The sequence below is a fragment of the Lipingzhangella rawalii genome (assembly GCF_031628175.1).
GTDB lineage: Bacteria > Actinomycetota > Actinomycetes > Streptosporangiales > Streptosporangiaceae > Lipingzhangella_A > Lipingzhangella_A rawalii.
Genome location: NZ_JAVLVT010000013.1, coordinates 22,281 through 35,495, shown reverse-complemented (window position 1 = coordinate 35,495; position 13,215 = coordinate 22,281). Strand labels below are relative to the sequence as shown.

The 13,215-nt window shown below is 68.5% G+C and carries 12 protein-coding genes; 5 read left to right on the top strand and 7 right to left on the bottom strand.

Going from position 1 to position 13,215, the window contains the following annotated elements:
- Nucleotides 1–126: 126 nt before the first annotated feature.
- Nucleotides 127–522: a VOC family protein gene (locus tag RIF23_RS19760; protein ID WP_310914123.1), complete on the bottom strand. Its 396-nt coding sequence runs from the start codon at nucleotides 520–522 to the stop codon at nucleotides 127–129.
- A 382-nt stretch (nucleotides 523–904) separates the two neighbouring features.
- On the opposite strand from RIF23_RS19760, the gene RIF23_RS19755 reads away from it, so the two are divergent.
- The 3 genes from RIF23_RS19755 to RIF23_RS19745 are packed head-to-tail and all read left to right on the top strand — an operon-like array spanning nucleotide 905 to nucleotide 3,987.
- Nucleotides 905–1,612 (top strand): PhzF family phenazine biosynthesis protein, encoded by a 708-nt coding sequence (locus tag RIF23_RS19755; RefSeq protein WP_310914122.1) that lies wholly within the window; start codon nucleotides 905–907, stop codon nucleotides 1,610–1,612.
- Nucleotides 1,613–1,658: 46 nt separating this feature from the next.
- A complete protein-coding gene (locus RIF23_RS19750) occupies nucleotides 1,659–3,293 on the top strand; it encodes a sensor histidine kinase (protein WP_310914121.1) in 1,635 nt (544 codons plus the stop codon).
- Nucleotides 3,294–3,330: 37 nt separating this feature from the next.
- Nucleotides 3,331–3,987: a response regulator transcription factor gene (locus RIF23_RS19745; protein WP_310914120.1), complete on the top strand. Its 657-nt coding sequence runs from the start codon at nucleotides 3,331–3,333 to the stop codon at nucleotides 3,985–3,987.
- A 52-nt stretch (nucleotides 3,988–4,039) separates the two neighbouring features.
- Here the strand turns inward: RIF23_RS19745 and RIF23_RS19740 are convergent, their stop codons facing one another.
- The 4 genes from RIF23_RS19740 to RIF23_RS19725 form a co-directional block, all read right to left on the bottom strand.
- A complete protein-coding gene (locus RIF23_RS19740; RefSeq protein WP_310914119.1) occupies nucleotides 4,040–4,546 on the bottom strand; it encodes a hypothetical protein in 507 nt (168 codons plus the stop codon).
- A gap of 310 nt (nucleotides 4,547–4,856) precedes the next feature.
- The gene (locus RIF23_RS19735) at nucleotides 4,857–6,215 is read right to left on the bottom strand and encodes a dihydrolipoamide acetyltransferase family protein (RefSeq protein ID WP_310914118.1); all 1,359 of its coding nucleotides are present in this window, start codon (nucleotides 6,213–6,215) and stop codon (nucleotides 4,857–4,859) included.
- Nucleotides 6,212–7,273, bottom strand: a complete 1,062-nt coding sequence (locus RIF23_RS19730; RefSeq protein WP_310914117.1) for an alpha-ketoacid dehydrogenase subunit beta — start codon at nucleotides 7,271–7,273, stop codon at nucleotides 6,212–6,214. The genes RIF23_RS19735 and RIF23_RS19730 overlap by 4 nt, the downstream gene beginning before the upstream one ends.
- Nucleotides 7,270–8,439, bottom strand: a complete 1,170-nt coding sequence (locus tag RIF23_RS19725; protein WP_310914115.1) for a thiamine pyrophosphate-dependent enzyme — start codon at nucleotides 8,437–8,439, stop codon at nucleotides 7,270–7,272. Before RIF23_RS19725 ends, RIF23_RS19730 begins: the two co-directional genes overlap by 4 nt.
- A 133-nt stretch (nucleotides 8,440–8,572) precedes the next feature.
- Between RIF23_RS19725 and RIF23_RS19720 the strand changes: the two genes are divergently transcribed.
- Complete coding sequence (locus tag RIF23_RS19720) at nucleotides 8,573–9,049, top strand: Lrp/AsnC family transcriptional regulator (RefSeq protein WP_310914114.1); 477 nt, start codon at nucleotides 8,573–8,575, stop codon at nucleotides 9,047–9,049.
- 583 nt (nucleotides 9,050–9,632) lie between these two features.
- On the top strand, nucleotides 9,633–10,796 hold the full coding sequence (locus RIF23_RS19715) for an amidase (RefSeq protein WP_310914113.1): 1,164 nt from the start codon (nucleotides 9,633–9,635) through the stop codon (nucleotides 10,794–10,796).
- Here the strand turns inward: RIF23_RS19715 and RIF23_RS19710 are convergent.
- Entirely contained in the window at nucleotides 10,777–12,756 is a 1,980-nt protein-coding gene (locus tag RIF23_RS19710; protein WP_310914112.1) for a heavy metal translocating P-type ATPase, read from the bottom strand. The two genes, RIF23_RS19715 and RIF23_RS19710, sit on opposite strands and share 20 nt — an antisense overlap.
- A complete protein-coding gene (locus RIF23_RS19705) occupies nucleotides 12,749–13,123 on the bottom strand; it encodes an ArsR/SmtB family transcription factor (RefSeq protein WP_310914111.1) in 375 nt (124 codons plus the stop codon). Before RIF23_RS19705 ends, RIF23_RS19710 begins: the two co-directional genes overlap by 8 nt.
- Nucleotides 13,124–13,215: the final 92 nt, after the last annotated feature.

Genomic DNA, 13,215 nt, shown 5'->3' with positions numbered 1-13,215 from the left:
GCTCCAGTCGATGGGGGATCGGGCGTTTCGCCGGGACGGCCGCCCTGCCGCCATGACGCAGACCATCCTGGGGGAGTGGGGCACGCCGCTGGGGCAACCGTTACCCCCCGCACGGGACAGCTACATCTAGGCAGAGTCCTCGCAGTACAGCTCCAGCTGGAAGCCGTCCGGGTCGGCGAAGGTGAGGGCGCGCCCCTGTTCGGCGTGGACCACCGGGGAGTGGTCGATGTCCAGTTCCGTAAGGCGCTCCTCCCACGCATCCAGCTCCGCGGAGGAGGACACCGTGAACGCCAGATGGTCCACGCCCACGCGCCGGTGGTCGAACACGGCGTTGAAATGATCCTTGTGCTCGATCAGACCCAACACCACACCGGAACGGTGGCGACACATGGTGCGGCGCCACTCGCCACAGTCACGTGTCTGGAACTCCTGGAAACCGAGGACGTCCCGGTAGAACCGTACGCTGGCGTCACGGTCACGCACGGACAGCGTCAGGTGGGCGATGCCGGTGAAGCTGGGCACAGCAATCCCTTTTCGGCGTTCGGGTGTCCGAGACTTGGTACCTGGAAACAGCGTCAGCACGGTCGCCCACCCTAGTCCGCCACACCGATCATGTCAGCCAGCCATCGCACGGACGTTATGTGGGTTATACCCCTGTCGTGCGGTCGGGGGCCACGCCATGACACAGGCTCTGCGACGCCGGAGAAGAACGACTCGCGGATACGGACCGCCTGGTTTGGCTTGGACTGGTCTCGGCGTCTGCGTGGTCCGATGGTGCGGGATGCTGCCGGGCCGTGCGTGGCGGCGTCTCCGGGCTCTGGAGCTTTGGATCGGCATGGCATCAAGTGCGCACTGGGCCGGAATGTGGGACCCGTTCCTGGCCGGCGTGTGGAAACATGGCCGCATGACCGAAACTCGTTCCACCACGCTGCACGTGGTTTCTGTGTTTCTGGGCGAGAACGGTGTGGGCGGTAACCCGCTGGGAGTGCTCCTGGACGCGGCCGGGCTGCCCGACACCACGCGACAGGCGATCGCCGCAGACCTCGGGTTCTCGGAGACGGTGTTCGTGGAGGATCTGCTCACCGGGAGCCTACGCATCCACACCCCCGAGACCGAGCTGCCGCTGGCCGGACATCCGCTGGTGGGTACCTCCTGGCTACTGAACCATCAGGGACTCCAGGTGTCCACGGTGCGTCCACCGGCGGGCGCGGTGGCCACCTGGACCGACGGGGACCTTACGTGGATTCGGGCAAACCCGGCCGATGCCCCGGTATTCGATACCCGACAGCTCACCGACCCCGCGGGCGTCGAGGCTCTGGACGGCGGGGAACCCGGAACCGACCTGCACGTGTGGGCCTGGGAAGACGAAGAGGCCGGCCGGGTGCGGGTGCGGGTCTTTCCCACCGGACTCGGCGTTGCCGAGGATGAGGCCACCGGGGCCGCGGCCATGCGCCTAACGGCCCTGCTGGAGCGGCCCCTGAGTATCCGCCAGGGGGCCGGCTCCCGTATCGAGACCAGACCCGGGCCGGAGGGGACCGTGGACGTCGGTGGACGGGTGCGCTACGACGAGTCGCGTCCCTACCTGATATCGGACGTGGTGCCCCGCTCCTGACGATCGACAGTGTTGCTTCCAGCCAGTGCCGACTAGCTTGACAGGCATGCGACTGCTGCGCGGGCTTGACCCGGAGATCTGGCGGGGCGCGGTTACTCCACTCGCGGAACCACGCCCCCGGCGCTGGATCCTTCGCGATCTTCTCCTGTGGCTGGGGCTGAGCGGTTTCGGTGTTTCCGGTGTGCTCAGTCAGTACTGGGAACAGGGCGGCCTCGCCGTTACCGCGTGGGCACTGGGTGTGCTGTGTGTCACTGCGTTCCTGGTTGCTCTGAGTCGTCCACTGCCGCTGCTGGCACTGGCCTCGTCAGTACTGGCCACCCTGGTCACTCCGGCCTTAACCCCGGCGATGGGGGTTATGGCCTACCTGGTCGGACGCCGGATGCCACGGATCGTGACCATGCTCGCGTTATTGGAGCTGGTGATCATGACCGGGCTGGTATACCTGCTCTGGTTCGGCGTGCTGGACCTGGAGGTCCTGTCTGTCCTGCTGATGGTTCTGCTGTTCGTGCTGGTGCCTCCCTGGCTCGTGGGTGTATACCGACGTCAGCAGAAACAGTTGGCCGATGCCGGCTGGGAGCATGCCAAGCAGCTGGAGCGGGAGCAGTGGATCGTGGGTGAGCAGATGCGGGTGCGGGAGCGTTCCCGTATCGCCCAGGACATGCACGACTCCCTGGGGCACGAACTGAGCCTGATCGCGCTTCGCGCCGGCGCGCTGGAGATGGCCACGGACCTGGCACAGCAGCATCGCCAGTCCGCGGGGGAGCTGCGCGCGCACGCCACGGCGGCGACCGAGCGGCTCCAGGAGATCATCGGGGTCCTGCGCGAGCGGCAGGACCCGCTTCCGTTGGATCCGGTCGGGGAGGGGGTCTCGGCATTGGTGGAGCGGGTGCGCTCCTCCGGGGTGGATGTCGCATTGGAACGCGTCGGGCCGGCGGCTGCACTCCCGGACATGGTGGACCGAGCCGTCTACCGCGTGGTGCAGGAGGCCCTGACCAACGCAACCAAGCACGCCCCTGGGGCATCCGTGCTGGTGCAGATCGTGCACGACGTCGACGAAACGACGGTCAGTGTGTACAACGATGCCGGCACCGCCGATCCGCTTCCGGGAGCGACCCAGGGGCGGCGTGGGTTGGCCGCTCTCGCCGAGCGAGTGCGCGTGGCGGGAGGGACATTCGACGCCGGGGAGGAGCGGGATGGCTTCCGGGTCACCGCCCGGTTCGGGCACCGTTCCGCTCCCGTGGACGCGACCGGGACACCCGAGCCGGCGGGGGCGTCCGTGGACCTTGAGGGCTCGGCAGTCGGGGCGGAGATGCGGCATGCCCAATTGCGTTCCCGACGCGCGGGAATCCTGGTCGCCTCGGCGTTCGCGGTGGTGACCGTGGGCGGATTGGTCGTGGTGTCCGGAATACAGTTGAGTGCTTTGGATCAGGCCACCCTCCCCACGGAGGACTTCGATCGCATCGAGGTCGGTCAACCTCGGGGAGAGGTGGAGGAGGAGTTGCCGGTGCGGGACTTGGTCACCGAAGCTGACCGGGACAGTGCCTCGCCACCTCCCGACGGGGCGATCTGTAGCTACTATCACGCTGCTCCGGTTGGTGAGGTACAGCTGCCTGGAGGAGAGGTCTACCGGCTGTGCTATGTGGACGACATTCTGGTCGCCAAGGACCGGATCGGGCAGTGACGGTCTCCGAGCGGGGCCGGCAGGGACGGGAGTACACGTGATCCGGGTGCTGTTGGCGGACGACGAGGCGATGATCCGTGCCGGAGTGATCGCGATTCTCGGGAACGATCCGGAGATCGAGGTGGTCGCGGAGGCGGGCGATGGACGGGAAGCTGTGGAGCTGGCGCTGAGCCATCGTCCCGATATCGCCCTGATCGACATTCGGATGCCGAAACTGGACGGGCTCGCCGCCACGGCCGAGTTGCGCCGTGTCCTGCCGGAGGTGCCGGTGGTGATCCTCACCACCTTTGGGGAGGACGCCTACATCGCGCGCGCCCTTGGCGACGGGGCCAGTGGTTTCCTACTCAAAGCCGGGGACCCCCGGGAACTGATCACCGGGGTTCGGGCTGTGGCCGAGGGCGCGGCGTTCCTATCGCCCCGGGTGGCCCAGCGTGTGATCAGTGAGTTGACCGGGCAGCGAATGAATCGAGGCCAGGAGGCCGCCAGGCGCGTGGGCGAGTTGACGGACCGGGAGCGCGAGGTCCTGGCGCTGGTTGGTGCCGGGATGTCCAACGCCGAAATTGCCCGGCGGCTGCACCTGGTTGAGGGAACCGTCAAGAGCTACGTCAGTGGCATCCTGACCCGGTTGGAGGTGCGTAATCGGGTGCGGGCGGCGATCCTGGCCTATGAAGCCGGCATCGTCGAACCGGAGTGAGTGGGTCACAGCCGCAGTGTGCTGAGATCTGGGCCAGCCACAACCTGGCGGTCTACGCACCACCGCCACCACCGTCTCCCCCACCGCCAGGTGACCCGGTTCCGTAGTCGCGCGCGAATCCGGCGAGTAGGGCCGACGCGACCGTGTACATCCCCGCACAGATCAGCCAAACAGCCAGGAAGGACGCCCACTCCCGGTCCAGTCGCGTGGGGGACAGGACCGTGGCACCGACGAAGCCCACGAAGAACGCCACCAGCAGTTGCACCACCGGAATGATCACCAGGTGGGGCCAATAGGGCCGGCCAGCAACCCCCCAGCACCACAGGCAGGCAGCCCACGTCAGTATCGCCCCGATCAGTGCGACCGGGGCGATTGTGGTGTCCCCGCCCAGTGCCACCACGATCGGGGATCCCACCATGGTGAGCAGGATGGCCGCAGCTAGCGTCGCAACTCGGTACCGTCGGGCCATAATCCCCTCGTTCTCGGAAGATCGGTACGGCCAGCGTGCCTGGCACCCCAAGGCGGTGGCGACGCCAGAATGCTCGACCGCAGCTGGCACCTCCGGGAACTCCTCTCGACTGTCGCCGATGCGGGCGATCCTGACAACCCACTCCACTCCGCGGGTACCTGGCGACTGCCGTCCGGTTGGATCCCGATCGGGCTGTCCGGGGCCTGGTCCATACGCAGTACTGCTGGCCGGCTCGGGGCTTCCTGGCTGATCCGGTAGCCCAGGCGGCACTGTGGCCGTGGGGCACCATGGCCCTGACGTCCCGTGGCAGTATCCCCATCCCCATCCCCATCCCCATCCCCACTCACCGCCGGGAGGGGTGGCGGGCATCGGCCGTGGACCCACATCCCCCGGGGCCTGGTTATGCCTCAGCCACCACGAGGTGTGGACGTTCGATCCGGTCGGCGACGAACCGCAGCAGCCCGGCCGCGGTCTCCCCGTCACATACCCGGTGGTCGAAGGCCAGCGTCAGTTCCACCACGTCGCGGGGGCGCAGCTCTTCCCCCGTGTCGGTGTGTACCACCCAGGGGCGGCGGGTGATCCGGCCGATTCCCAGGATGGCGGCCTGCGGATAGGGGATGATGGCCGCCGAGCCATCCACTCCGAACACGCCGTAGTTGTTCACGGTGAACGTGCCCCCGCTCAACTGTTGTGGGGTCAGCTCCCCGGCGCGGGCCGTGGCGGTCAGCTCAGTCAGCTCCGCTGACAGTTCCCGTGCGGATTTCTCATCGGCGTTCGGTACCACCGGAACCATGAGCCCGCGGGGGGTCTGTGCGGCGAAGCCCAAGCCCACATGGTGGTACCGCAGAATCTCGCCCTGCTCGGGGTCGAAGGTGGCATTCAGGTCCGGGTAGCGCCGCAGGCCCAACAGGCAGAATCGGGACACCAGAGCCAGGAGTCCGACGGAGTGTTCCGGGGAGGAGGCGTTGAGGTCGCGGCGCATGCGCATCAGCTCGGTGGCGTCCGCGTCTACCCAGACGGTGGCCTCGGGGATCTCGCGCCGGGACCGGGCCAGCTGCTCGGCCGCGGATCGGCGTGCCCCCCGCAGTGGTACCCGCTGCACCGCCTCCCCCCGCGTTGTGACCGAGTCCGAGTCGCGGGGTGGGGGAACGGTGCCGTCGGTGTCGGTGGACTGGGCAGCGATCGCCGCGGTGACGTCGCGACGCAGGACGAGACCATCGGGGCCGGACCCGGCCAGTGTTGAGACGTCCAGAGCATGCTCCCGCGCCATGCGCCGCACCAACGGCGATACCACCGCCACGGTGCGCTCCCCGCGGCTGCCCGCGACGGTTACGGGTGCAGGAGGCTGCTTGTGGGATCGATTCTCGGTGGGGGAGTGGGTCCGGGACGCCATTGTCCCGGACCCGTAGCCCACCAGCACCGCTTCCGAATCCGAGGAGGTGGCTGCGGCGTCACTGCCGCACTCCGTGGGATCGGCGGCTCGGCGGCTGTCTGGATGGTCGGGTGACTCTGCCGCTGCGGCAACACTGACCAGTGGCGCTCCCACTGCGATCACATCGCCGGGGGAACCATGCAGGTGCTCCACCCGGCCGGCGTGGGGACACGGCAACTCCACCGATGCTTTCGCCGTCTCCACCTCGACGACCGGTTGGTCCACAGCCACAGTATCGCCGACTTGGACCAGCCACCGGAGAATTTCCGCCTCGGTCAGTCCTTCGCCCAGGTCCGGTAGGACGAAGCTGGTGGTATTGGTGCTCACGCGACCACCCCCGAGTCTTGGTTGGCCGCGTGGGGTGCGGCGGCCGCCACTCGAAGGGGACTGGGATCGTTCTCCGTCCACTGCGACTCCCACTGCAACCGGGACAAGGCCGTGCGCAGCCGGTCCACGGTGGGGAGGTAGTACCGCTCCAGGAGCGGTGGCGGGTAGGGAGCGTCGTATCCGGCGACCCGCAGCACCGGGGCTTCCAGGTAGTGGAAACAGTGTTCGGTGACCCGGGCGGCGACCTCTGCACCGTATCCGGCGAAGGACGGTGCCTCGTGGGTAACGACCGCGCGCCCTGTTTTGCGTACCGAGGCGGTGACGGTCGCGTCATCGAATGGGGTGAGGCTGCGCAGGTCGACGACCTCCACGTCGTATCCGTCCGCCATTGCGGCGTCCGCGGTGGCCAGGGCAGTGTCCACGGTGGGCCCGTAACACAGCAGCGTGACGTCTCGGCCCTCGCGGCGGACCACGGCCCGGTCCAGTTCCTCGGTGGTGACGGGAAGTGACATCGTCGCTGTGCTGCGATAGAGACGCTTGGGCTCCAGGAACACCACGGGATCTGGGTGCGCGATCGAGGCACGCAACATTGAGTACGCGTCGGCCACGGTAGCCGGGGTGACCACGGTCAATCCGGGAGTGTGCGCGTAATAGCCCTCGGAGGAGTCGCTGTGGTGTTCGACCGCGCCGACCGCCCCACCGTAGGGAATCCGGATGACCAACGGCAGGGTGACAGAGCCACGGGTGCGGTTACGTAGCTTCGCCGCGTGCGAGACCACCTGTTCGAATGCTGGGTAGGCGAAGGCATCGAACTGCATTTCCACCACGGGCCGGGCGCCATGCATCGCCATCCCGATCGCGGTGCCCACGATGCCGGATTCGGCAATGGGGGTGTCGAAGCAGCGCTGCTCGCCGAACTCTGCGGTAAGCCCGTCGGTGACGCGGAACACGCCCCCCAGCTGGCCCACGTCCTCGCCGTAGACCACAACGTCGGGGTTCTCGCGCATGGAGTCGCGCATCGCGGCGTTCAGCGCCTCGGCGAAGGAGATCTCGCTCATGCCCGGGCCTCCCCGATCTCCGCGGCGAGGTTGGCCTGTTGTTCCCGCAGCATCGCACTGGGATGGGTGTAGGTGTGTGCGAGGATCTCGTTGGGGTCCAGCTCGTCCGGCTGGGCCATGTGTTCCCGAACTCGGGTGGCCAGCTTCTCCGCAGTGGCGTCGAGGTCGGCGCGGCCCGCGTCGTCCAGCTGACCCTCCGCTCGCAGGAGGCTCTCCAGCCGGTCGATCGGATCGTGGTTCTGCCAGCGTTCCACGTCACTGGGCTCCCGGTAGCGCTGCGGGGCGTCTGCATTGGTATGCGGGTCCATGCGGTAGGTGCGCGCCTCGATGATCGTGGGTCCCTCACCTGCACGTGCTTCGGTGAGAGCCTGGGACACCGCTGCGTATACCGCCGCCGCGTCATTGCCGTCGACGTGCAGCCCCCGAATGCCGTAGCCCATGGCTTTGTGCGCCAGGGTGGGCGCGCGGGACTGCTTGCGGACCGGAACGCTGATGGCCCACTGGTTGTTCTGGATCAGGAACACCACCGGCGCGTTCCACATAGCCGCGAAGTTGTAGGCCTCATGGGCGTCGCCTTCGCTGGTGGCTCCGTCGCCCATCAGTACCAGTGCCGCCGTGTCGGCCTCGACCTCGGCGGGATCAGCGCTGTTGGACGGTGCCGTTGACGCCTGGGCGGGCACGGATGCCTGGTGGCGCTTCTGCCGGGCGGCGTAGGTCAGTCCCACCGCGTGGGAGGCATTCGTCGCCAGGGGGGTGCACTGCGGGGCGCAACGGTGGGCATGGGCATCGTAGCCGCTGTGCCAGTCTCCCCGTAGCAGGGTGAGTGCCTGGACCGGGTCCACGCCCCGGGTTACCAGGGACACGGTGTCCCGGTAGGTCGGGAACAGCCAGTCCTGTTCGGCGAGGGCCAGTACCCCACCCACCTGGCACGCCTCTTGTCCGAAGGAGGAGGGGTAGACGGCGAGGCGTCCCTGGCGGGCAAGCGCACTGGCCTGGCGGTCGAAGCGACGTCCGATCACCATGGCCCGGTGGAGGGCACCTAACGTGTCGAGCTCGGGAACCGGGAGGGGAGGAGTGCTCACGCGTCCCCCCTGGGAATCCACAAGGCGGAGGGGCTCCAGGGCGGGCGGTACCGTCACGCCGGACGTGGCCGTGTTGCGCTTCATGTCTTGAATATGCGCTTCATCACCCAATAGTGTCCATGAGTAGCGCCAAACCCTGGACAGTTGGTTCGCCAGGAGCTGCCTGAGGTCCATATGTCTGCTACGTCCACAATATGGACGGTGTGAGGTGAGACACATGGCCGTGTCCCTGGATGCGGTGGATCGTCGGATCATCGAGTTGCTCCAGGCGGACGGTCGAATGGCGATTCGAGCGGTGGCCGAACGGGCGCATATCTCGCGGGCGAACGCCTACGCGCGCGTGGCGCGGCTCCGGGACGAGGGAGTGATCACCGGATTCACCGCGGTGATCGATCCGGAGCGGGCCGGACGAGGGCTTGCGGCCTACATCTCCCTACGGATCGAACAACATTCCTGGGAACGGTTCCGGGAGCATCTGCGGGACATCCCGGAGATCGCGCACGCCGCGCTCGTCTCCGGGGACATCGACCTGTTGTTGCTCGTGCGGGTCGCGGACGCCGCCGAGCTGCGCGCACTGGTCCTGGAGCGACTGCAACGCCTTCCCGAGGTGCGCTCCACGCAGACCATGTTCATCCTCGACGAGCCGCAGCTGGCACCTGCCCCGGCCCGTCAGCGTGACCGGGACGGCGAGTGAGCCCCGGACCGCCTGCCGGTTTACGACGAGACCGGAATGGCCATCATCGTCCAGTGGGCACTCGCCGCCTGTTGGGCCAGTGGGGGCGGAGGCCAGCGACGGGCCGCGCTGCTCGGTGGGCGGTAGCGGGTCGGAGGACCACGCTGTCGCGGCACTTCCACGAGGCCGTACCGGCCCCTGGCATCGTCTCGCACGACGGGGAGGACACCGCCGGGCTTCATCTCCGCTGTCCGTAGGGCACGCGGGCACAGGCGCGTGCGGGATAACGAATCAGTCTGTGCGGAGCGGCCACGCGGGGTCCACAGAAGCGGTGTGGAGCGCCGGACCGTCGCCGCATCGCGGTTTCCGGCCCTTGGCCGTCCGTCATGGTGGTGAGGGGAAAGAGGGTGCACGGGCGTCGGGCAGGCGCGTGGCGATCCGGACGACCGCGTGGTGCCGCCGGGTCGCCCCCGTCGTAGGTGTCGGGGAGGCCTCTCCAGAACGGCTGAAGAGTAGCTGCCGGCGGCTCCGCAGCGGATACGCGGCAGTAGTTAGGCTGGATAGAGTGTCTCCGCCTTTCGCCAGGTCAGGCCCATGGCCCCCAGTGGCGCACCTCGCCGAACAGGTGCGGCGGCGCGAGACTCGCGCGGTGAGTGTGGCCCGCGCCGCCCTGGAACGCGTGACCAACGGTGACGACCACCTGCGTGCCTTCCAGGAGGTCTGGCCACAGCATTCCATGGAGGTGGCCCGTGAGGTGGACGCGGCCGTGAAGGCAGGGACACACCTACCGATGGCCGGTGTCCCGATCGCGGTGAAGGCTTGGGGCCGCACCGAATCCACGGTTGCGCGCCGGCTCCTGGCTGCCGGATGCGTGCCGATGGGTGTGACCTCGGTCCCGTCCGGGCGCACCAGCTGGCAGACCTGGGGCACGACCGCGCGGGGGCCCACGCGTAATCCCTGGGACGGTACACGGAGTCCGGGCGGCTCCTCGGCCGGGTCCGCCGCGGCGGTCGCGGCCGGGATGGTTCCGCTGGCCACAGGGGGCGACAGCGCCGGGTCGTTGCGCATTCCCGCCGCCTGGTGCGGGGTCGTGGGGCTGAAACCCACCAATACCTGGTTGCCCACCAGTCGTGGTGACGGCCTGGGCGCCCAGGGTGTGCTCACCCGGGATGCGGGTGATCTGGTGACCGCGCTGGACGTGGTGTTACCCGAAGCAGGCCCCTGGCTGCTCGCCGACACTGCCCCCGCGCCGCGCACCGCCGTGTGGTCCGGGACGCTGGGCTATGCATCTGTGGAGCATGAGATCGCCGCCGTGGCCTATCAGGCTGCCCGTCGGTTGGAGGGCGCTGGGCGTCTGCACCTGTGCACCGAGCCGGTCGTCCGCTTGGACGATCCGTCCGAGGTGTGGCATGCCAAACGGGAGGCCGTGTCCCCACCGTCCCCGCCCCGGTCCCCGTCGTCCGGCGCATCACCGGTCCGCGCGGCGGGCACGGGTGGGGACGACGCGGCAGCGGCTCACATGGAGGCGGTGCTCAGCGAGGTCGATCTGGTACTTACCCCCACCACCCCTACGCCCCCGCACGGGCACGACGGGCCGGGCGAACGGATGAGTGTGTCACTGACCTGGTCCTTCAACGTGACCGGGCATCCTGCGCTGACCGTGCCCGCCGGCTTCACCACCGACGGGTTACCTGTCGGCCTCCAACTGGTCACCCGGCACAGTCAGGACTCCGTGTTGCCCGCCATGGTCAGTGGGGTGCTCGCTTGAGCCCTTCCGCCAACCGAACGGTTGGCGCTGTCGCCGCGGTGGGCAGGCGCAGCCGCGTACGGGTGCCCGCCCTGAGCCCGTTTCCGATAATCAGGATCTCGGCCAGCTCATGGACGAGCACCACTGTAGCCAGGCCAAGAACCCCGAACAGAGCCAGCGGCACCAGGGCGGCGATCACGAGCAGTGACAGCCCGATGTTCTGCCACATGATCACCCGGGCCCGGCGTGCGTGTCCCAGGGCCCGTGGCAGCAGCCTCAGGTCCGAGCCGAGGAGCGCCACATCCGCGGTTTCGATCGCTACATCATTGCCAGCGGCTCCCATAGCGATCCCCGGGTCGGCGCTGGCTAGTGCCGGTGCATCATTGATGCCGTCACCCACCATGGTCGTGGGCCGCTCAGATCGCAGCACTTCGATGCGGTATGCCTTGTCTTCGGGACGCAGGTCGGCGTGAACGGCGTCGGCGGGAATACCGACCCGACGGGCCAGTGCACTGGCCGTGGCATGGGTGTCCCCGGTCAGAAGGGCTACCTGGCAGCCCAACCGATTCAGGTCAACGAGCACCTGGTAGGCCTCGGCTCGGGGTTCGTCCCGGACCGCCACGGCACCGAGTACCACCTCGTCCGCCTCCACCAGCACACAGGTGGCACCCTCATGCTGGACTCGGGCGACATCGGCTTCCAGGGGGCCGGGTTTGATCCATCCCGGCCGGCCCAGGCGCACCGTGCTCCCCGCCACCCGTCCCGTGAGGCCCGCCCCGGGGACGGCGACGACATCGCGTGCCGAGAGTGTGTCCCCGGAGCTGGCGGCGGTAATCGCGGGAGCGAGTGGGTGTTCGCTCTGCTGCTCCAGGGCGGCCGCCACGTCCAGGACCCGCTGTGCGGCCTGTCCGGGGGCGGGACGAACCTCCACGACAGCGGGGGTGTTCCGGGTGAGGGTCCCCGTCTTGTCGAGGGCCACGGTGCGCACCCGGCCGAGCGCCTCCAGCGCGGCACCCCCCTTAACCAGGACTCCGGTCCGTGCGGCGGCGCCGACGGCGGCGACTACCGTGACCGGAACCGAGAGAGCCAGGGCGCAGGGGGCCGCGGCCACCAGGACCACCAGGGAACGCTCGACCCACAGGAGCGTGTCCCCGAACATTGAGCCCAGTACGGCGACGGTCCCGGCAAGCGCGAGAACACCCGGAACGAGGGGGCGAGCGATCCGGTCGGCGAGGCGCTGCCCGGTTCCGGAACGGGCCTGTTCCGTCTGCACGATCTCCACAATGCGGGTGAGGGAGTTGTCCGCAGCGGTGGCGGTGACCGTCACCTGGAGCGCACCCGTTCCGTTCACGGATCCGGCCAGGATCTCGGTTCCCGGACCGACCTCCACGGGCAGCGACTCCCCGGTGACTGCGGAGGTATCCAACGCCGAATGTCCGGAGTCGACCCGGCCATCCGTGGCCAGGCGTTCCCCCGGGCGCACCAGCATCGTGTCCCCAATGGCCAACTCGGGGGGCTCCACGGTGGTCGGTGTGTCGCCGCGCAGCACGGTGACTCGGCTCGGCACCAGTTCCAGCAGGGCGCGTAACCCACGCTGCGTACGTGTCACCGCATAGCTCTCCAGACCTTCGGCCACCGCATACAGAACCGCCAGCGCAGCCGCCTCGCCAAGCTCGCCCAACAGAACCGCCCCGAGGGCAGCCAGGGTCATGAGTGTGCCCACATCGAGACGGCCGTGCCGCAGCCGACGCAGTGTCCCAGGGACAAAGGTCCAACCCGCCACGGCCAGTGCGGCGGCGAACGCCAGCAGGGACACGGCCTCCGGTCCCTTGGTCAGTCCCGCCCCGTACCCGCCCGCCAGCAGCAGAGCGGCCACGGCCGCGTAGTGGAACTCGCGTACCCGCCAGAGTGTTCCCGGTGCTGTGTCGGTCGTGTCTGCGGCGGGGACCTTGGGGGTGGCTGCGCAGCAGGGGTCACTCACGCTGCGGCCCTCCGGTGGCGTCGGGGCCATAGTTGGGGCACAGGGCTACCGCGTGACCGGTGGCGGTGAGGAGAGCTTCGGCAGCGGTGAGCATGTGTAGCAGTTCAGGGTGTGTGAGGTGGTAGAACACCTGCCGCCCCTCGGCGCGGCCATGGACCAGTCCGCAGTCCCGTAGGCAGGCCACATGCTGGGACACCGTGGATTGAGCCAGACCCAGCTGGGCCACCAGGTCGGATACCCGTGCCTCCCCTGTGGCCAGGCGGCGCACGATCGCCAGGCGTGTGCTGTCGGACAGGCTGTGAAACAGGGTGGCTGCGGTATCCAGCTCGGCCTGATGGGGGGTGGAGTTCCCTGTTGAAATCGCCATGGAACGATTATATCTAATTTCAACGATACATGATGGGGGGTGATCGGGGGCTGCCGTCCCCGGGAGCTCGAGCGCTATCCTGGATCACGCGC